Raw genomic sequence first — 17,907 nt, forward strand, 5'->3', positions numbered from 1 at the left:
TCGAGAGGGATATAATGAAAATAATAAAAACTACACTTGTAGCTGGTTTAATTTCTTTATTTGCTACTTTTTCAGTGCTTGCTGAGAAAGTTAAAATTGGAGATCCAGGTTGGACAGGTGCAACAGCTATTGCAAATTTATTAGCAGCAGTTGTTAATGACAAAATGGGTGGAGAAGCAGAATTAGTTCCAGGAAATAATACTGCAATCTACGCGGCAATTGATAGAAGTAAAGGTGAGATAGAAGTTCACCCTGATATCTGGCTACCTAATCAACAGGCTTATACTAACGATCTAGTTCCTAAAGGAACTCTTAAGTTAAGTTCAAAACCTTACGAAGGAAACCAAGGATATTGTGTGTCTCAACAATTTGCTAAAAAAATGAATATTACAGCAATTGAAGACTTAGCTAGACCAGAAGTTGTTAAAGCAATGGACAGTGACGGAAATGGTAAAGGTGAGTTTTGGATTGGTGCTGATGGATGGGCTTCTGCAAATGTAAACCAAGTAAAACTTAGAGATTACGGTTTATACGATGCAGGCATTGAAGCAATCAGAGCTGCTGAAGCTGTAAAAAATGCAAGAGTACTTGACTCTATTAAAAAAGGTGAAGGTTATGCATTTTATTGTTACAAGCCACATGCAATTTGGGGAATGGCTGATGTAGTTATGTTAACTGAACCTAAGTTCGATGAAGCAAAATACAAAATGGTTCAGCCTAAAGAAGATGCTGATTGGTACAAAAAATCTTATGTTGCATCAAAAGATGCTCTTAAGCAAATCCAAATCGGTTGGGGAACTTCTTTAGAAGCAAAATCTCCAGCGATTGTTGATTTCTTTAAGAACTTTCAATTGTCAGCAGACGATGTTTCATTAATGGCTTTTCAAATTTCAGTTGAGAAAAAAGATCCAGCTGATGTTGCTAGAACATGGATGAAAAACAATAAGTCTAAAGTTGATGGTTGGTTAGGCCTTTAAGTTAAACTAAATTTTACCCGGCAGCCAAATTTGTTGCCGGGTATATTTCTTTAAAAAATTATTAAATTTTCGAACGGATCTGATGGACTCAGCTATAGAAATAAAAAATGTTTGGAAGATTTTTGGCAACACTTCTGACGAAGCATTAAATGCCATTCAAAATAATCGTATTTCAAAACAAGAAGCTTTAGAAAAATATAATTCAGTAATTGGTGTATCAGATGTCTCTTTTGACGTTAAAAAAGGAGAAATATTCTGTGTAATGGGTCTTTCAGGGAGTGGTAAATCCACTTTAGTAAGACATATTAATAGATTACTAGAACCTACTTCAGGACAAATTTTGATCGATAATGAAGATGTAATGAAGTTTGATCCAAAAAGTTTACAAGATTTAAGGAATAAAAAGATAGGCATGGTTTTTCAAAACTTTGCTCTAATGCCTCACCGATCAGTTTTAGACAATATAGCAATGCCACTTGAAATAAGGGGTATTAGTAAAAATGATAGATTGGATGCTGCTAATAAGATTTTAGATATTGTGGAACTTCAAGGTTGGGGAAATAAATTTGCCCATGAACTTTCAGGTGGAATGCAACAAAGAGTAGGATTAGCTAGAGCTTTAGCAGCGGATCCTGATGTTTTATTAATGGATGAACCTTTTAGTGCACTAGACCCATTAATAAGAAGACAGCTTCAAGCAGAATTTATCAAACTTTCAAAACAAATGAAAAAGACTACAGTATTTATAACTCATGATTTAGATGAAGCAGTAAGAGTGGGTCATAGAATTGCTATCATGAGAGATGGAAAAGTTATCCAAATAGGAACACCAGAAGAAATAGTAATGAAACCAGCAGATGATTATGTTGCTGATTTTGTAAAAGGAATATCTAGATTAAAAATTATTCAAGCAAAATCTATCATGCAGCCTGTTGATAAATTTGAAAAAGAATTTGGATTAATATCAAAAAATTTAGAAAGCGTTCATGAAAATGATTTACTAAATAAGTTGATAGAAAAATCCTCTATTAAGGATGAGCCGATATTAGTAATTAATAATGAAAACAAAAATATTGGTATAATAACACAGGCAGACTTATTAAAAGCTGTTGTAGAGGGTAGTGATGGATAATAAAGCAAACAGAAACCCATCAAGAGATGAATTAATTACTGACTTTGTAAAAAGTAATCCAGACTATTATATTAAAGAGTTTAAAAAAATTGGTAGCAAGCCTACTTACTCATTTTCATTTAATTTATTTGCATTCATATTTGGACCAATTTGGTTTGGAATGCGTAATATTTGGAATTGGACTTTAGCTTTTTTAATTATTGAAACTTTTTCAGTAGTACAAATAATCAGAGGTTTATTTGGTAATATTACGGCAGAGGCCATTGCTAAAGTTGAACAAGTAAAAAGCACTATAGCCTTTAGAAATAAACAATTAGAAGCTGCGATAGAAAATAATCCAGACAAAATTGATGTCTTTGAAAGAAACATAAAATCCTTAGAGGATGCTATGCAGGGTTATTTAGATGAAATTACGAGAATAGAAGCTTCAGCAATTTGGATAGCAATTTTTGGTTTTATTTTATTGATAGGAGTTAAAATTGTTCAGGGTGTTTTGGCAAATTCAATTTTAGAAAAGAAATATTCTGAATGGTTATCTGATAAATCTATTCATCCAGGGATGCAGATGAAAAATTACATTTTAAGTGGTGTTTTTACCTCTGTTATAATGATTTTTACAGTTATCCATTACAGTTTTCCGGGCTTACTTCAGATAATGGATACGTTCCCAACACATCCTGAAATAAGATTATTTTCAATTAAATGGATAGAAATTGTTTTTGATTATGCCGTTGTTAAAGGAGATTTAATTTTTACAGCTATAACAATTGGTATTAGGTCCGTATTAGATTTCTTAGAATTATTGTTTGTTAAAACTCCTTGGATTGTAATTATAACTGCAATTGTAACTTTAACTGGGTTATCAGCAGGACCCAGGGCTGCAATTTATTCTACAGGATTTTTATGTTACATGGGTTTTTTAGGTTTCTGGGTTAAAGCAATGACTACACTTGCCTTATTAGGAACTGCTGCAGTTTTAAGTATAGCAATCGGAATTCCGCTTGGAATTTTCTGTGCAAGACGACAAAGATTTTATTCATTAATTAGACCGATAATGGATTTCATGCAAACAATGCCAGCCTTTGTATTTATGATTCCAGTAATAGCATTTTTTGGAACTGGAAAGGTTGCAGCAGTAATTATTACAATGATTTTTGGTGGTACACCTGTTGTAAGACTTACAGTTTTAGGGTTACGTGGAGTGCCAGAAACAATTCGAGAAGCTGCTATCGCATACGGTGCAACTAAATGGTATTTGCTGAGAAAAGTAGATCTGCCACTAGCTACACCTTCAATTTTGGCAGGTGTGAACCAAACAGTAATGTTAAGTTTAGCCATGGTAGTTGTAGCATCTCTAATCGGTGCAAAAGGTTTAGGTCAAGATGTCCTCGAGGCATTGCAATATGCTAATGTTGGACAAGGTATACTTGCGGGTATAGCTATTTTATTTGTTGCATTAATACTTGATAGGGTTGTTCAGGGTAAAAAAAGAGTTTAATAAAACTTAATGGATTATTTAATATTAGGTTTTTTAACTGGGTTAAGTTTAATTCTTGCAATTGGTGCTCAAAATATATTTGTCATAGAACAAGGCTTAAAAAAAAAATATATTTTTATTGTATGTTTAATTTGTTCAATTTCAGACTTTTTATTAATTTTTTTAGGAATTTTTTTATTTCAGTATCTGAATCATTTTTTTACTCCAACTATTGAGTTAGTTTTTAATATTTTACTTTTAATATTTTTATTACATTTTATTTGGGGAAAAATTAAAACTAAAGTTTCAGAAACTTCATTTGATGTGGATAGTAAAACTAATAATCTATCTAACATTATAGTTAAAACTTTAGGTTTTACTTTTCTTAATCCACACGTTTATTCAGACACTGTGTTTTTCCTAGGAAACTTCTCTAAAAGCCTTACTCAAGTGGATAAGTATTACTTTGGTGCTGGGGCAGCCATTTCTTCATTCCTATTTTTTTTTATAATAGGATATCTTTCAAAATATTTTTCTAAATATCTTAAAAGTGCAACAGTGTGGAAAAGAATAAATTATTTGATTATTCTTTTTATGTCTATTTTGGCTTTAACAGTGCTAATGGAAATTATATAATTTAACTAGAATAACCGTACTTTTTAAGCCTAACGTCGCCTGTTCTTGCATGTGCTTCCATTCCTTCGTATCTAGAAATTCTTGCAGCTGCAGCACCAACTAATTCAGTAGATTCTTTTGTCATTCTTTGAAAACTTAAAGTTTTAACAAACTTACCAACGAATAATCCACCCGTATATCTTCCCGCACCTTTAGTTGGAAGTATATGATTAGTTCCTGAACATTTATCTCCATAAGCAACAGTTGTTTCTTCTCCAATAAATAAAGAACCATAGTTTGTAAGTCTTTTGTGAAACCACTCTAAATTTTCTGTCTGAACTTCTAAGTGTTCTGGAGCATACTCATCACTAATAGTTGCCATTTCTTCATCAGTATCACAAAGGATAACTTCACCATAATCTCTCCACGCTGCATCTGCGTTTGTTCTTGGAACTTCTGGTAGTTCAGCAATTAATTCTGGAACTCTTTTCATTACTTTTTCTGCAAGCTCTTTACTCGTTGTGTATAACCAACAAGGTGAATTATAACCATGTTCAGCTTGACCCACTAAATCTACAGCAACTATCTCAGGGTCAGCTTTAGCGTCAGCAATAATTCCAATCTCAGTAGGACCAGCAAACAAATCAATGCCCACTTTTCCAAATAAAATTCTTTTAGCTTCAGCAACAAATTGATTTCCAGGACCAACGATAATATCTGCAGGAGGGTTATTAAATAAGCCATTAGTCATTGCTGCAATTGCAGGAACACCACCTAAATTTAAAATTACATCAGCACCACAAAGATCTGCGGTATAAATAATTGTTGGATGTGCACCCACTCCTTCTTTTGGAGGACTACAGGCGATAACGTTTTTTACACCAGCAACCTTTGCTGTTGTTACACTCATAACAGCTGATGCAATGTGTGCATAACGACCTCCTGGTACATAACATCCAGCAGTATTAACAGGTATTAATTTTTGACCAGCAAAAAGTCCATCTGAAAGCTCTACTTCAAAATCTTGACCATAATTTTTTAATTGAGCTTCAGCAAATTTTCTAACTCTTTCATATGAAAATTGAACATCATCTTTTGTTTTTTGATCTAATGTTTTTTTAATTTCTTCAATTCTTTCTTTAGAAACGATGATTTCTCCATCGTACTTATCAAATTTTTTTGTAAGATCGATACAACCTTGTTCTTTTGTAGTTTCGATATTTTTTAATAAATCCTGAACAATTCCAGTTGTTTTAGTATCGTCTGTTGACGATGTTTTTGGTGATTTTTTTAAGTACGTTATAGCCATTGTTTCCCTCTCTAATTTTGAAGCTTTATTTAAAACATTAATGTAATTATTTCAATGAAGAATTAGTCTAAAGCAACAACAGCTGCAGCAATAGAGGCTAATCTAGCTTGTGCTTCATCAGATCTACTAGTAATTACTATTGGAACTTTACCACCCACTACCACACCAGCTGCACAAGCTCCCATAAAATAAATCATCATTTTGACTAAACTATTTCCTGTTTCAACACTTGGAACTAGCAATACATCTGCATCACCAGCTACAATATTTTTAACACCTTTTATAGCGGCAGATTTTTTTGAAATACTATTATCAAATGCCAAGGGACCAAAAACATCAGCATTTAAATTTTCTTCTTTTGCGAGTTTTGTAATCTCATCTGCATCGACAGAGCTTGGTACACTATCTAAAATTTCTTCTGTTGCTGATAGAACTGCAATCTTTGGTTTTTCAATTCCTATACGATTTGAAAAATCAATTACGTTTCTTAAAATATGCATTTTTGTTTTTACATTGGGTAAAACATTTAAAGCACCATCAGTGATTATAAGTGGCTTGTCGTCCTTAGTATTTGTCATATGCCATATGTGACTAAGTCTAGTTTTACCAAGTAAATTGTAATCTCTTTTTAAAATTTCTTTCATTAAGACATCCGTATGAATATGACCCTTAACAATAATTTTTACTTTATCTTGGCTAGCAAGTTTTGCAGCAATAGCAGCAGTATTATTTTCAATAGGTTCATCAATGATTTCAAATTTTGAAATATCCCATTTTAAATCTTCAGCACATTTAAGAATTTCTTTTTTATCACCAATAAAAATAGGTGTTATTAAATTTTCATTAACAGCATCTTGAACTGAAAGCATTGGTAAAGGCAACCCTGCATTTACGATTGCAGCATTAACACCTTTTTTCTTATGTGCATGATCCAGAAGGTTATTAGGACAAACAATTTCTTTATTTGAAAGCATGAGGTATATTTAGTCTGAATTTTTAAAAAGTATATACTGTAAATTGATAATGATTAAGCCTTTTAAATTAGATATTCCCGATAAAGTACTTCAAGAAATATACACTAAAGTAAAAAATTACCCATGGCATGAAATGCCAGATGATGGTGGCTGGAAATATGGAAGTAATCTTGATTATATGAAAGAGATCTCAAATTATTGGATTAAAGATTTTGATTGGAGAAAACATGAGGCAGAAATAAATCAATTTCCAAATTTCACAACTATTGTAGATGATATCGAAATACATTTTATTCATAAAAAGGGAAGTGGGTCCAACCCAACACCTTTACTTCTTATGCATGGATGGCCTGGATCGGTAATTGAGTTTTTACATATTATAGGAAGACTTGCACACCCTGAAAAATTTGGTGGAAATATTGAAGATGCCTTTGATGTAGTGGTCCCATCATTACCTGGTTTTGGTTTTTCTGGGAGACCTTCAAGACCCATGGGACCAAGAAAAATAGCCAATACTTTAAATAAACTGATGACAGAAAACCTTGGTTATAAAAACTATTTAGCACAAGGAGGTGATTGGGGAGCAACCATTGCAAACTGGATTGGTTATGACCATTCAAAATCATGTAAGGCAATTCATATTAATTGTTTAACAATGCGCCACCCTGATGGTCCACAATCAAAACAAGAAGAAGCATGGCAACAAAAATTTAATACAGACCAAATAATGCAGGATGGATATAGAACTCAACAAGCAACTAAACCACAAACCTTAAGTTATGGAATGATGGACAGTCCTGTTGGCATTGCTGCATGGATTATTGAAAAAATGTATTCTTGGTCTGATTTAAAAGACAACGATATTGAAAGTGTTTATTCAAAAGATACACTCTTAGCTAATATTATGGTTTACGTAGTTACAAAAACTTTTAACACAGCTACTTGGATTTATTACGGAAGAAGAGAAGAGGGTGGACGTTTTTTTCCTAAAGATTTTAAAAAAATAGAAATTCCAACAGCTGCAGCAATTTTTCCAGCAGAAATGTCCGAGTGGCCACCAAAATCTTATGTAGATAGAATGTTTAATATTACTCAATGGACAGAGATGCCGAGGGGTGGACATTTTGCAGCGCTTGAAGAACCTGAACTTCTTGTTAATGATCTTGTAAAGTTTTCAAGAACTGTAAGATAGTTAGATACTTTGTAAATATTCCAAGTCTTTTAAAACAGCTTTTGAAATATTAATTTCTTTTTTAAGATTACTTTTAAACCTATTAAACTTACTTTGTCCTGGGTAAAGAATTTCTTTAACGCCTTTTATCCTAGGTAGTCTTTTTATAGTTTTGATATTGTCTTTTATTCTTTTATTGAAAGAATTTCCCACAAATAAATTAGGCTTTAAAACAAAAAATAGGTGACCAATATTTTGTGGACCACTAAAATCGGTAAATGGATCTTTAACTCTACCTGCGTGATTACCACCTGTTAATACACCACTTAAAATATCAACCATCCAAGCTAATCCAGAACCCCTAAAACCAGCTATTGGTAATTGAACACCCTCTAATGCTTTTTTAGGATCCGTTGTTGGTTTACCAAATTTATCTAAAGCAACTCCTTCAGGAATTTTAGCTCCTTCTCTTGCTGCAACTCTAATTTTTCCTCTATTAATCATTGAGATTGAAGTGTCTAAAATAAAAGGAACCTTTGATCCAGTAGGCGTTCCAAAACAAATAGGGTTTGTTCCAAATAAACTTTTTAAAGCTCCATGAGGTGCAACAGCTGGAGGTGCATTAGTAAATACCATTACCATTAAACCTTTTTTAACTGCTTGCTCTGCGTAATAACCAGATAAACCATAATGACCACTATTCTTAACTGCAACTAAGCCAATTCCAGTTTTCTTAGCATTGCTTATAGCAGTTTTAATAGCAGTATCAGCTGCAACAAAGCCAATACTATTGTTACCATCAACATGGGCAATGGATTGAGAAATTTTTTTAACTTTAATTTTAGCTTTTGGATTAATAACTTTTTTAGAAATACGGTCACAGTACATCTTAAGTCTAGATAAACCATGTGATGGAGCACCAACTAATTCTGCATTGATTAAGGCTTCAGCACAAATAGTGGCATGATCTTTGTTTAATTTATGCTTAATAAAGATATCTTTAATAATTGTTTTTAATTTCGAAGATTTCATAGTTTAATAAAAGTTTGATTAACCTTTACCATGCCATGGAATTGTTTTGTCAATTATTTTTCTTAAAGCAACATCAAATAATAAACCTAACATACCCATTACAAAAATAGTGATCCAAATAACTTCATATTGGAAGTATTTTTTAGCAACGTTTTCAACAAATCCAATACCTGTAGTACCAGCTAAAAATTCAGCTGCAACCAAAGTTCCCCAACACATTCCAACAGCAACTCTAACCCCTGTTAAAATTTCTGGTAATGAGTTTGGAAATATTACATGTCTTAATATTTGCCATTTAGATGCACCAAGTGAGTGTGAAGCATGAATTTTAGACAACTGCGTACCAGCAGCTCCTGCTCTAGCAGAGATGATCATAATTGAAAATGAAACCATAAATAATAAGAAAACTTTCCCAACATTATCAATTCCAAATACAGTAATAACTAGAGGAGCCCAAGCTAATGGGGGTACCGGTCTATATAGTTCAATTAAGGGATCAAAAAATCCTTTAGCGAATCTGTTTAAACCCATAAATAATCCTAGTGGTACACCAAAAATAATTCCAAGTACCAAACCTAGGAGAACTCTTAAAAAAGAATCCCAGATATGACCCATCGGAACTGGTATCTTAAATAATTTAAACTCACCCGTAACAACACTTAAGACTTTACTCTTAAAGTTTGGAGTAACAGTTCCGTCAGCATTATGAATTGGATATGCCCCAGGCATAGCATCTGCAATCCAATCAGGTAATATAAAACCAACTATTTTACTTACATCCATCATTTCATACCAAATTAGAGGTACGTTTTTAAATCCAATACTGGGTTTAAGGAGTAGCACAAATTTATTAAAGGTATCAGACGGTTTTGGTAACCATCTTCCAGATCCTTGCTCAGAACAATTTGGTCCACTTGAAACAATTGTACCAGCAGGAAATAAAAAAATATCAACTAGTCTTAAAACACCTTGCTCTTTCTTTTGAACTTCATCAAACTCTATTATTGATTTTTGCATATCATCAAGAGTATTAGGTGGAAAAATACTTGCGTATTCGATTCTTCGAGCAATTTTTAAAACATCTTTTGCTAATGCAGAAGCTACTTCTTGGGTATCATCTAAACTAGATCGATAAGCTTTAATCTCATCCTTAATCTCTTTCATTAACTGTTTATATTTATAGTTATGATTTCTTAATTTGAAAAAGTCATTACTAATAAGAGTTAATTCTTTTGCAGCTGCATCAAATTTTAAACCCATTTTTGTTTCAGGAATAGTTGGTATTTCAACTGTATTTTCTACAGCGGTTGCAGAGGCTCCCCATTTCCCTTGTTTTTTTAAAGCTTCAATTCTTGCGTTCTCTTCTTCAATACTTTTAATTGGTGGATAGCTTATTTTTTGGAAATCTTCTGTTAACCAAGTAATTCTATTTGTTAAATCTCGAATTTGACTTTTTGTTTCTTCTTCTAAAAGATCAATATTGGTTAATAATGGAATTGATTTTTGAGTTTTTGCAATAAATTTTAAAAGAGTAGTTTTGTCTTGTTCTCTTATATTAGGTGAATTTTTAATTTCATTAGCTAGTTTTTGTATATTTTTGTTTTCACCTTTAATTATTGAAGTACTCTTAAATTCACGTTCCTCAATTGGAAATAAATATTTTAATGAAAGTAAAGAGTCGTTTACTTTTGCAACCTGACAAAGTTCATTTGCAGACTGAGGATAAAATGATTTAGCCATATCCCAAGAATAGTAAAGCCAAGTTAATAGTAAAAAACTACTACCAACAATAACCCAATGAACTCCACCTTTAGCTCTTTCAGGGTTACCAAATACAGCATCTAATTTTTCAGTTTTTGCTAATTTTCTTCCATACAAAATAGATCCAATAACTGCAAAAATTACTACGAATGTTATAATACCTGTTAGCATACTAAATATCTTTACCCATAATTTCTTCTTCCATATTCCAAATCATAGTTAGAATTTCTTCTCTAGTGCTTACAAAGTTAGGTGTTTTTTTTATCTCTCTTAAATCACCATCAATACCCATTGATGCAAAAGGAAGATTATATTCTTTATGGATACGACCTGGTCTTGGTGCCATTACATATAATCTTTCACCTAGTAGTAAAGCTTCTTCAACTGAGTGGGTGATTAAGATAATGGTTTTTCCTGTTTCTTTCCAAATTTTTAAAACTAAAGACTGCATCTTCTCTCTGGTTAATGCATCTAATGCTCCTAACGGTTCATCCATTAAAATTAAATCAGGGTCATTAATTAAACATCTAGCAAGAGCAACTCTTTGCTGCATACCTCCAGATAATTGATAAGTAGGAGTGTTTCCAAAACCTTGTAGGCCTACTATATTTAACCATTCTTCAACTTTCTTAGCAGTTTTAACCGGGTCTTCTTTTTTCATTCTTAAACCAAAGTCAACATTCTCTGCAACCGTTAGCCATTCAAATAAAGCACCTTGTTGAAAGACCATTCCCCGTTCAACACCAGGGCCATTAATTTCATTTCCGTTAAGAGTGAGAACTCCAGAAGTAGGTCGTAGAAATCCAGCAGTAATGTTTAACAAAGTTGTTTTTCCACAGCCCGAAGGACCAAGAACAGTTAAAAGTTCACCTTTTTTAAGTGTAAAGTTTACATCTTTTAATGCATGAACTGTTTCTCCTTTAGGAGTTTTAAAGATCATGTTTAAATTCTGAGAAATTAAATCACTCATAAGATAATACTATATTAGAATTTTTTTAAAAAAATAGGCACCAATTTATTAAATTGGCGCCTATTTAAATTTATTTAACTCTCTAAATTAAAGAGGTAAAAAGCTTGTATCAACTGCTCCGTTAGGAGTACCCATTCCTTTTAAAAATCCACTTAGATTCCCAGAAGTCATAGATTTTTCAGTCTCTTCAGGTGTAAGAAATTTAAATCCGCTTAAAGTTTCTTTCATATCACCAAGCTTCATCTCAGCATCTTTAGCGATAACATTTAAATCACTTTTACCTGCTGCATATCTAGCATTTGCTTCATGAGTTACTTCTATGAAAGTTCTCAGCATACCTGGGTTCTCTTTCATAAATTTGTCAGTAACAGATGTAATGTCAATACCTAAGATACCAGCATCACGCGCTTCTTGAACTGTTAGTAATCTACTTCCAACTGCAGTTGCAGCTTTAATAGAATTACCACCAAATAAACATGCCATTACAACATCACCAGAAACTAGTGCAGCAGCACCTTCTTCAGGATCCATTTGAATAACTGTCATTTTACTTTTGTCAGCGCCAACAACTTTCATACTTTCATCAAAAACATACTCAGCCATTGTTCCTAGAGGAACAGCAACTTTTTTACCTTCTAATTCAGAAGCGTTAGCTTTTGTAATTCCAGAAGCATTAGATGTAACACAAGTTGTTCCACCCATTCCATATTCCATAGCAATATCTACAAGTTTTAGCGGAGCTTTTGATTTAACAGCATTGATGAATGGCACTAAGCCTTGTGAGTAAGAAATATCAATATCTCCAGCTAACATAGCATCAGTCATTGCACCACCGTTTGAAAAGTTAGTCCATTTAACTGGAACACCTAGAGCTTTATCAAACATCTTTTTAACTTTGTCTTCTTGGTTTGGAGTAGGCCATTCTAAAAAGAATGCAACTCTAACTTCTTTAGCAGCAGCGTTAGCAACTGATATAGATAAGTTAAGAGCAACTACAGCACCAAGAATAAAACCAATTATTTTTTTCATTATTATTCCTTTGTTAGTAATTTAATTAAATTATCCGTATTTAAATAGAATTTGGAATTGATGTAAAACAAATTTTCATTATTATACACTTATAAGTTGTAGAAAATTATAAGTATTAAAAAAGAAAATAATTCTAGAAAACCTTTTGATTTAGTCTAATAGTTAGGATTAAAATTATAATACTACATACATAGAGAGAAAAATTTATGAGCTCAGAAAATAGAACTGCAGTACCTAATTCACTAAACGAACATTGGATGCCTTTTACATCTAATAAAGATTTTAAAGCAAACCCCAGATTAATTACAGAAGCAAAAGGTGTTTACTTAAAAACTCACCATGGAAAAACGCAAATAGATGCTAGCTCAGGTTTATTTTGTAATCCACTAGGTCATGGAAGAAGAGAAATTACAGAAGCTGTTACAAAGCAATTAGAAACATTGGATTATGCTCAGCCTTTTCAACAAGGTTTTGGTGGTTCGTTTGAACTAGCTACAAAAATTTCAAAGCATACACCAGGTGATTTAAATAAAATGTTTTTTACAATTTGTGGATCTACAGCTGTAGAGACTGCAATTAAGATTGCTGTTGCTTATCATAGAGCAAAAGGGCATGCAGAAAGATTTAGATTCGTTGGACGTGAACGTGGTTATCATGGAATGAACATCGGCTGTATTTCAGTTGGTGGAATGGTGAATAATATTAAAACGTTTGCAAGTGTTTTAATGCCAGGTGTCCAACACATTAGGCATACACATTTGCCAGAACATAAATTTGTAAGTGGTCAACCTGAGACAGGTGACTATTTAGCAAATGACTTAGAAACTATTTGTCAAAATTTTGGTGGCGAAAATATTGCTGCTTGTATTGTTGAGCCCATTGCTGGATCAACTGGAACATTGGTTCCACCAAAAGGATATTTACAAAAACTAAGAGAGATCTGTGACAAGCATGGAATACTTTTAATTTTTGATGAAGTAATTACAGGATGGGGCAGAACAGGTTCTAAATTTGGTGCAGATGAATTTGGAGTAACTCCAGATATTATGACAATGGCTAAAGCTACAACAAATGGAGTTGTTCCTATGGGTGTTGTTGCATGTAATGATTATATCTATGATGCAGTAATGGATGCTTCACCAGCAGGTGCAGTTGAATTATTTCATGGTTACACTTATTCAGGAATTCCTGTTGCAGTAGCAGCTGCTCTTGCAGTGCAAGAAATTTTTGAAAAAGATGATATTTTTAATAGAGCAAAAAATTTAGCTCCTTATTTCCAAAAAGGATTATTCTCTCTTCAAGATCTAGAGTCTGTGGATAATATTAGAGGATATGGAATGATGGGTGGAATAGACATGAAGCTAAACACTAAACCAGGTAAAGCTGGTTATGAATGTTTTAAAGCATGTTATGAAGCTGGTGTTAACTTTAAAGCTACAGGAGATTGCTTAATTATAGCTCCTCAATTTATCTGTGAAGAAAAACATATTGATGAAATTATTGAAAAGTTAAGAACTGGTATTACCAACTATCAAAAAAATCAAAAAAACTAAAAACTTTATTCAATTAAAGTATTTGTAAAAAGTGAAAGCAAGTTATGAAAATAGGCGTACCTAAAGAAATCAAACCACAAGAACATCGTATTGGATTAACTCCTGATAGCGTTAAAACTTTAATATCAGAAGGTCATGAAGTTTTAGTTGAAAACAATGGTGGATTTGAAGCTGGTTTTGAAAATGATCAATACACAAGTGTGGGTGCTAAAATTGTTGATAAAGCTGAAGATATTTTCAATGATGCAGATATAATTGTTAAAGTAAAAGAGCCGCAAGCAGGTGAAGTTAAGATGATTAGAGAAAATCAAATCGTATACACTTATCTACACTTAGCGGCAGCTAAAGAATTAACAGAGGGTTTGATTAAATCTAAAGGTGTTTGTATAGCCTATGAAACAGTTACAGATGACAATGGCAGATTACCATTACTTGCACCAATGAGTGCAGTTGCTGGACGTATGTCAGTTCAAGCTGGAGCACATTGCTTAGAAAAAAACCAAAATGGTAGAGGTCTTTTATTAGGAGGTGCTCCTGGAGTAGAAGGTGGAACTGTTGTTATTTTAGGTGGTGGTGTTGTTGGAGAAAATGCTGCTGTAATTGCAACAGGTATGCAAGCAAAAGTTCACATTGTTGATAAATCTGAAGCAAGATTGAAACAATTAGTTGAAATGTTTGGAGATAAAATAATTCCAGAACAAAGTGATAAGATCGATTTAAATCAACTAGTTGCAAAAGCTGATTTATTAATTGGAGGTGTTTTAATTCCAGGTGCTGAAGCTCCAAAGTTAATTACTAAACCAATGTTAAAACTGATGCAAAGAGGATCTGTTATTGTTGATGTTGCAATTGATCAAGGAGGTTGTGTTGAAACGAGTAAACCAACAACCCATGGTGATCCAACTTATATCATTGACGATGTAGTTCATTACTGTGTAGCTAATATGCCAGGTGGAGTTCCAAGAACTTCAACAATTGCATTAAATGCTGCAACACTACCTTATTTAGTTAAACTTGCTAACAAAGGTTATCAAAAAGCTTTAGGTGAAGATAAAAATTTCCTTGCAGGATTAAACGTCCATAAAGGTATGGTGACTTATAAAGCGGTTGCTGATGTTTTTGGACACGAGTTTGTAGCAGCGGAAAAAGCTATAACCCATTAAAAAGGTATGGATAAAATGCTTCCGGCCAAAGCAAAAGTTGTTGTCATTGGTGGGGGAGTTGCTGGTTGTTCTGTTGCATATCATCTTGCAAAATATGGTTGGAAGGATACCATTTTATTAGAAAGAGACCAACTAACATCAGGAACTACTTGGCATGCAGCAGGTCTTGTTGGTCAGTTGGGTGCATCCGCTACAATTACAAGACTTCGTAAATACTCTTTAAATCTTTACAAAGAATTAGAAAAAAAAACTGGTTTATCAACTGGACTAAAACAAAATGGAGCAATCACAGTTGCTAGCACACCTGAAAGGCTACAAGAATTATTAAGACAAGCAACTGCTGCTCAGTTATTTGATGTTAATGTTGAAACTGTTAGCAAACAAAGAATAAAAGAACTTTATCCTGTTATAAATGATGATGATATTTTAGGTGGAGTATATATGCCGGAAGACGGTCAGGCAGACCCCGTTGGAGTGACTAATGTTTTAGCAAAAGCTGCAAAAATGGAAGGAGCTCAGATATTTGAGAAAACTCCTGTTGAAAAAATATTAATTAAAGACAAAAAAATTGTTGGTGTTCAAACGAAATTTGGCAAAATTGATTGTGAATACGTTGTAATTGCAACCGGGATGTGGGCTCGACAAATGGGTGAAGATATTGGAGTAAGTATTCCATTATATCCAAATGAGCACTTCTATATAATCACAGAACCATTAGATAAATTGCCTAAAAATCTACCAGTTTTGAGAGATTACAATTCTTGTCTTTATTTAAAAGAAGATGCTGGCAAAATGTTAGTTGGAATATTTGAACCTAATGCAAAACCTGCGTTTAAAGATAAAGGAATTGTACCAGATGATTTTTCATTTGGAGAATTTCCAGACGACTTTGATCACTTTGAGCCTTATTTAGAAAAATCATTTAAAAGATTACCAATACTTGAAACTGCTGGGATTAGAAAATTTTTTTCAGGTCCTGAATCTTTTACACCAGATACTCAATATCTTTTAGGAGAAACTCCAGAAGTTAATAATCTTTTCACATGCTGTGGATTTAATAGCATTGGCATAGCCAGCTCAGGGGGTGCTGGAAGAGTTACTGCTGAATGGATGATTAATGGATATATGAATGAAGATTTATTTTCACTTGATATTAAAAGATTTCAAAAGTTCCACTCATCTACAAAATTTATTATGGAAAGAGTAACAGAAACTCTTGGTGATTTATACGGAATGCACTGGCCCTATAAACAGCATAACACTTCAAGAAATCAAAGATTATTACCGTATCATGAAGAATTAAAAAAAGAGGGAGCGTGCTTTGGTGTATCCGGTGAATACGAAAGACCTATGTGGTACGCAAAAGATAATGAAAAAGCAGAATACAAATACAGTTTTGATTATCAAAACTGGTATCCTTCAGTTGAATTTGAAACAAAAAATACAATTACCAATGTTGGTTTGTATGAACTCTCTCCATTTTCAAAATATGAAATAAAAGGAGAACAAGCACATAGAGAATTACAAAGAATATGTACAGCTAATATTAAAAATGAAATAGGTAGATCAACATATACACAAATGCTGAATGAAGCTGGAGGAATTGAAGCAGACTTAACTGTTATTTGTATTGATAAAAATTATTTTAGAATAATAAGTTCAGCTGCAACAAGAACCCATGATAAAGCGCATATCATAAAACATTTATCTCCTAATTTAGAATTAAAAGATATTACAGATGATCTTATTTGTTTAGGAATTTTTGGACCAAAAAGTAGAAATTTAATTTCAAAAATTTCAAATGATGACTTTAGTAATGAAGGATTTAAATTTGGTTATGGTAAATTTATAAGTCTTGGTTCAAAAAAAATTTGGGCTCAAAGATTATCTTATGTAGGTGAATTAGGATTTGAGCTTTATATAGAAAATAAGGATGCTAAAGAAATTTATCAATTAATTATTGAAGAGGGAAAAAATCATAATTTATCTCACTGTGGATCGCATGCAATGGATACAATGCGAATGGAAAGTGGATTTTTACATTGGGGTCACGATATTTCACCCGAAGAAAATCAATACGAGGCAGGATTAAATTTTGCAATTAGTTATAAAAAAGAAATCGATTTTATTGGCAAAGAAAGCTTATTAAAAATAAAAGGTAAAAAACAAAACAGAAGGTTTGTCATGCTGTCACTTAAAGATAGTAAGCCAGGCACACCTCTATTATTACATGAAGAACCAATTTATCTGGAAGATAAGATTATAGGAAGAACGACATCTGGGAATTATTCCTTTAATTATAAAAAAAACCTGTCTTTTGGATATGTAAGCTCAATACATTCAAATGAAGAACTTTCAAAAATGAACCTATATATTGAAGTTGCTAAACAAAAATTCCCAGCACTAGTAGAGATTACTCCTCTAAAAGATAAACGTCCTAGATTGTTATAATTTTGTTGCCGAGTTAAATAATTGGTGGTTAAATAATCTCATGCAAAAAACTTATTTTCATGACAGAAAACATATCAGTGAAAAAAAAATTAATAAAAAAACTATTCAACTACAATATATTGATCAAAAGAGAATTGTAGACATCAACAAATTACTTAACAGGGTAAAAATAGATCAAAAAAATGAAACTAAACGAAAAATAATTTTTTATAGCTCTACTATATTAGGACTTTCTTTATTAGGAACTTTGATCACGTTCTTAAAGTAAACAACTCTCTCAAATACTTGATTGC

Annotated in this window: 15 protein-coding genes; 9 read left to right on the plus strand and 6 right to left on the minus strand. The window is 32.6% G+C overall.

Features of this window, described 5'->3' with window-relative positions; genetic code table 11:
* The first annotated feature begins 14 nt into the window (after window positions 1–14).
* The 4 genes from AC5SMR_RS01860 to AC5SMR_RS01875 all read left to right on the plus strand — a co-directional run bounded on the left by AC5SMR_RS01860 (window position 15) and on the right by AC5SMR_RS01875 (window position 4,222).
* Complete coding sequence (locus tag AC5SMR_RS01860; RefSeq protein WP_020169281.1) at window positions 15–977, plus strand: ABC transporter substrate-binding protein; 963 nt, start codon at window positions 15–17, stop codon at window positions 975–977.
* An 82-nt stretch (window positions 978–1,059) separates the two neighbouring features.
* Window positions 1,060–2,109 (plus strand): quaternary amine ABC transporter ATP-binding protein, encoded by a 1,050-nt coding sequence (locus AC5SMR_RS01865; RefSeq protein WP_494577155.1) that lies wholly within the window; start codon window positions 1,060–1,062, stop codon window positions 2,107–2,109.
* Window positions 2,102–3,607 carry an ABC transporter permease gene (locus AC5SMR_RS01870; RefSeq protein ID WP_006997120.1) on the plus strand — a complete coding sequence of 502 codons (1,506 nt, stop codon included), beginning with the start codon at window positions 2,102–2,104 and terminating at the stop codon, window positions 3,605–3,607. The genes AC5SMR_RS01865 and AC5SMR_RS01870 overlap by 8 nt, the downstream gene beginning before the upstream one ends.
* Window positions 3,608–3,616: 9 nt before the next feature.
* Entirely contained in the window at window positions 3,617–4,222 is a 606-nt protein-coding gene (locus AC5SMR_RS01875) for a LysE/ArgO family amino acid transporter (RefSeq protein WP_494577156.1), read from the plus strand.
* Between the two features lies 1 nt (window position 4,223).
* On the opposite strand, the gene hisD is transcribed toward AC5SMR_RS01875, so the two are convergent.
* Both hisD and AC5SMR_RS01885 read right to left on the minus strand, forming a co-directional pair.
* Entirely contained in the window at window positions 4,224–5,510 is a 1,287-nt protein-coding gene (hisD, locus tag AC5SMR_RS01880; protein WP_011281955.1) for a histidinol dehydrogenase, read from the minus strand.
* Between the two features lie 62 nt (window positions 5,511–5,572).
* Window positions 5,573–6,484, minus strand: a complete 912-nt coding sequence (locus AC5SMR_RS01885; protein WP_494577157.1) for a bifunctional enoyl-CoA hydratase/phosphate acetyltransferase — start codon at window positions 6,482–6,484, stop codon at window positions 5,573–5,575.
* A 49-nt stretch (window positions 6,485–6,533) separates the two neighbouring features.
* Between AC5SMR_RS01885 and AC5SMR_RS01890 the strand changes: the two genes are divergently transcribed.
* A complete protein-coding gene (locus AC5SMR_RS01890; protein WP_494577158.1) occupies window positions 6,534–7,676 on the plus strand; it encodes an epoxide hydrolase family protein in 1,143 nt (380 codons plus the stop codon).
* Here the strand turns inward: AC5SMR_RS01890 and AC5SMR_RS01895 are convergent, their stop codons facing one another.
* From AC5SMR_RS01895 to AC5SMR_RS01910, 4 genes are all read right to left on the minus strand, one after another.
* Window positions 7,677–8,687, minus strand: a complete 1,011-nt coding sequence (locus AC5SMR_RS01895; protein WP_494577159.1) for an Ldh family oxidoreductase — start codon at window positions 8,685–8,687, stop codon at window positions 7,677–7,679.
* An 18-nt stretch (window positions 8,688–8,705) separates the two neighbouring features.
* On the minus strand, window positions 8,706–10,619 hold the full coding sequence (locus tag AC5SMR_RS01900; protein WP_494577160.1) for an ABC transporter permease: 1,914 nt from the start codon (window positions 10,617–10,619) through the stop codon (window positions 8,706–8,708).
* Between the two features lies 1 nt (window position 10,620).
* Window positions 10,621–11,418: an ATP-binding cassette domain-containing protein gene (locus AC5SMR_RS01905; protein WP_020169287.1), complete on the minus strand. Its 798-nt coding sequence runs from the start codon at window positions 11,416–11,418 to the stop codon at window positions 10,621–10,623.
* Window positions 11,419–11,505: 87 nt separating this feature from the next.
* On the minus strand, window positions 11,506–12,447 hold the full coding sequence (locus AC5SMR_RS01910; RefSeq protein WP_494577161.1) for an ABC transporter substrate-binding protein: 942 nt from the start codon (window positions 12,445–12,447) through the stop codon (window positions 11,506–11,508).
* Window positions 12,448–12,653: 206 nt separating this feature from the next.
* Between AC5SMR_RS01910 and aptA the strand changes: the two genes are divergently transcribed.
* From aptA to AC5SMR_RS01930, 4 genes are read left to right on the plus strand one after another with little or no spacing between them, the layout of a single operon-like run.
* Window positions 12,654–14,000: an omega-aminotransferase AptA gene (gene aptA / locus AC5SMR_RS01915; RefSeq protein ID WP_494577162.1), complete on the plus strand. Its 1,347-nt coding sequence runs from the start codon at window positions 12,654–12,656 to the stop codon at window positions 13,998–14,000.
* 44 nt (window positions 14,001–14,044) lie between these two features.
* A complete protein-coding gene (gene ald / locus AC5SMR_RS01920) occupies window positions 14,045–15,163 on the plus strand; it encodes an alanine dehydrogenase (protein WP_494577163.1) in 1,119 nt (372 codons plus the stop codon).
* Between the two features lie 6 nt (window positions 15,164–15,169).
* Window positions 15,170–17,614, plus strand: coding sequence for a GcvT family protein (locus AC5SMR_RS01925; protein WP_494577164.1), 2,445 nt, complete (start codon window positions 15,170–15,172; stop codon window positions 17,612–17,614).
* A gap of 40 nt (window positions 17,615–17,654) precedes the next feature.
* Window positions 17,655–17,882: a hypothetical protein gene (locus AC5SMR_RS01930; protein WP_494577165.1), complete on the plus strand. Its 228-nt coding sequence runs from the start codon at window positions 17,655–17,657 to the stop codon at window positions 17,880–17,882.
* Window positions 17,883–17,907 lie beyond the last annotated feature (25 nt).

The organism is Candidatus Pelagibacter sp. PS_28 (assembly GCF_059417885.1).

Bases quoted from the DNA above. Each gene is read 5' to 3' on its own strand.
- AC5SMR_RS01860 (WP_020169281.1), top strand. From the start codon at position 15: ATGAAAATAATAAAAACTACACTTGTAGCTGGTTTAATTTCTTTATTT.
- AC5SMR_RS01865 (WP_494577155.1), top strand. From the start codon at position 1,060: ATGGACTCAGCTATAGAAATAAAAAATGTTTGGAAGATTTTTGGCAAC.
- AC5SMR_RS01870 (WP_006997120.1), top strand. From the start codon at position 2,102: ATGGATAATAAAGCAAACAGAAACCCATCAAGAGATGAATTAATTACT.
- AC5SMR_RS01875 (WP_494577156.1), top strand. From the start codon at position 3,617: ATGGATTATTTAATATTAGGTTTTTTAACTGGGTTAAGTTTAATTCTT.
- hisD (WP_011281955.1), bottom strand. From the start codon at position 5,510: ATGGCTATAACGTACTTAAAAAAATCACCAAAAACATCGTCAACAGAC.
- AC5SMR_RS01885 (WP_494577157.1), bottom strand. From the start codon at position 6,484: ATGCTTTCAAATAAAGAAATTGTTTGTCCTAATAACCTTCTGGATCAT.
- AC5SMR_RS01890 (WP_494577158.1), top strand. From the start codon at position 6,534: ATGATTAAGCCTTTTAAATTAGATATTCCCGATAAAGTACTTCAAGAA.
- AC5SMR_RS01895 (WP_494577159.1), bottom strand. From the start codon at position 8,687: ATGAAATCTTCGAAATTAAAAACAATTATTAAAGATATCTTTATTAAG.
- AC5SMR_RS01900 (WP_494577160.1), bottom strand. From the start codon at position 10,619: ATGCTAACAGGTATTATAACATTCGTAGTAATTTTTGCAGTTATTGGA.
- AC5SMR_RS01905 (WP_020169287.1), bottom strand. From the start codon at position 11,418: ATGAGTGATTTAATTTCTCAGAATTTAAACATGATCTTTAAAACTCCT.
- AC5SMR_RS01910 (WP_494577161.1), bottom strand. From the start codon at position 12,447: ATGAAAAAAATAATTGGTTTTATTCTTGGTGCTGTAGTTGCTCTTAAC.
- aptA (WP_494577162.1), top strand. From the start codon at position 12,654: ATGAGCTCAGAAAATAGAACTGCAGTACCTAATTCACTAAACGAACAT.
- ald (WP_494577163.1), top strand. From the start codon at position 14,045: ATGAAAATAGGCGTACCTAAAGAAATCAAACCACAAGAACATCGTATT.
- AC5SMR_RS01925 (WP_494577164.1), top strand. From the start codon at position 15,170: ATGGATAAAATGCTTCCGGCCAAAGCAAAAGTTGTTGTCATTGGTGGG.
- AC5SMR_RS01930 (WP_494577165.1), top strand. From the start codon at position 17,655: ATGCAAAAAACTTATTTTCATGACAGAAAACATATCAGTGAAAAAAAA.